This window comes from Streptomyces ureilyticus (assembly GCF_011045025.1).
GTDB lineage: Bacteria > Actinomycetota > Actinomycetes > Streptomycetales > Streptomycetaceae > Streptomyces > Streptomyces ureilyticus.
This window is the reverse complement of record NZ_JAAKZX010000435.1, coordinates 1-2,030: the sequence shown is the minus strand read 5'-3', so window position 1 is coordinate 2,030 and position 2,030 is coordinate 1. Positions and strand designations below refer to the sequence as shown.

Below are 2,030 nucleotides of genomic sequence, written 5' to 3'. Positions count from 1 at the left end.
GACAGGCTCCGGGAGGGGCGGGAGTTGGCGGGGCGCGAGAGCATCACGGGCGCGTACGCCGGGGAGTACGGGTTCTTGGCCTTCCCGGCCGTCCTGACCTTTCTGCCCCGCGTGGGCCGAGCGGGCGGCCAGGGCGGCGTTGCGGCGCGACAGCTCGTCCAGCAGCTCGCGCTCGCCTCGGCCGCGCAGCAGGAGCAGCACGAAGGGGTCTTCGTCCAGCAGTCGTGCCGTTTGGTAGCAGAGGGCGGCCGCGTGCTTGCAAGGGTGGCCGAAGTCGGGGCAGCTGCAGTGCGGTTCGAGGTCTCCGGCACCGGGGAGCAGCTCGACCCCGCACTCGGCGAGCGACTGGGGCATGTCCTTGTCGAGCAACGCCGCGATGTGCCCGGGCCGTTCGGCAGCGGCGTCCAGGAACCGCTCCCAGTCCTCGTCCGCGAGCGTACGCATCCGGATCTGCACGCGGTACGGCCGCGGGCGGCTCCCGTGCACATACGCGAGCACGAGCCCCGGCGTGACGGTCACGGCATCCACGTGTCCCTGTCCCGCATACACGCGCCCACGCGCAAGCCGCGCCGGATCCAGCGCGGCCTCCTCCAACGCCCGCACCCAGGCGTTGCCCCACCAGGTCCCGGCGAACCTGTCCCGACCCGGTGGCCGCGGCGGCAGGGCGGGGAAGGTACGGCGCAGGTCGCTGCCGTGGGACGGGGGTGTGGTGTTCGGCCGGGGGCCTCCGCCTGGCACGGAGGTGGAACGGGACGACGAAACGTCCGCGGCGGTCTGGGGTCCGGTGGGTCCCGTACGGGCGCCTCGGCCGCCGGAACCGATCGCGGACGCGGGGGCCGCACTGGGCGGGAATGCTCGCTCGGTGGGCAGAGGAGCGGACTCCGGGTCCGTCGCCGAGGGAGCGGCGTCGCGGGCAGCCGCCGCGCCGCGGTCCGCTGTCCTCGGTGACGGTCCAGAGCCGGAAGGTTTCGACCCGACGGGGCGGCTCCGGCGCCCAACTCCCTTGGCCCCCACGGCTGTACGGGGCTGACTCGCACCGGTTCGTGCGGCACGCAACGCCTCGCGGGCCACGTCACCGGGGCGCGGAGTACCGGAGGCTCCGCCGCTGCCGGGACGGTCGGCGTCGGAACGGCCGCCGTCGGCACGACCGGTATCGGAACGACCACCGTCGGCACGACCGGCATCGGAACGGCCGGCCTCGGGCCGACCGCCGTCGCGCCGACCGCCGTCCGACGGCTCGGCCGTCGCACCGGAGCGCACGGTGCCCTCGGCGGCCGCCGCTCCGGGCGCCCCGTCGCCGGTCGGCGGGGATGTCGCCGCCCCGCCTTCCGCGCGAGACGCAGCGCCCGCAGCCCGACCGGGCGCGGCCCGCAAAGCCGCACGTGCCACGTCGCCCGGGCGAGGGCCCTGCGGTGGCGTCCGCCGCCGGGCGGCGTTCGTCTCGGGGGCCGGGCGATCTGCACCCCGTGTCGCCGGTCGCGCCTGAGGCGGGGCGGAGCGGTCCCCCTCCGAGGGTGCCCCGGAGTCCCCGGCCTCGTCGCGCCGCGCCGCCCACAGGGCACGGCGGGCCACATCGCCAGGCCGAGCCTCACCGGACGAGCGCGACGGGTCCGGCCGGACACCTCGGCTCGACATCTGCGCCGACCGGCGCGGATCGGCGGCAGCACTGCTCGCGACAGAACTGGCGCTCCCTGCCGACGCGTTGGGCTCAGCTGACGGGTCAAGCTCCGGCAGTCTGCTGGGGCCGCTCTCTGGACGCTGATCCGATGTGCTGGGCTCGGTCGACGTACTCGGCTCAGTCGGCGTACTCGCGTCCGCCGCTGAGGACCGCTCCGGCGTGCCGCGCCCAGGCGACGCGTCGGGCTCGGCCGACGCACCGGGCTCCGCTGTGGGGGGCCGCTCCGGCGTGCCTGGCTTTCCTGACGGGTCCTCATCCACTCGGCCGGGCCCGCCCGGCACCCCCGCACGCGCCGCCGACGAGGCCCCCGACGCACCCGCGTCCACCCCATCAGGCGCCCCCGGCACCCGCC

The 2,030-nt window shown here is 76.5% G+C and carries 1 protein-coding gene; it reads right to left on the bottom strand.

Going from position 1 to position 2,030, the window contains the following annotated elements:
- Positions 1-519: SWIM zinc finger family protein (locus G6048_RS50765; protein ID WP_328829149.1), on the bottom strand; the 519-nt coding region annotated here is incomplete at its 3' end.
- Positions 520-2,030 lie beyond the last annotated feature (1,511 nt).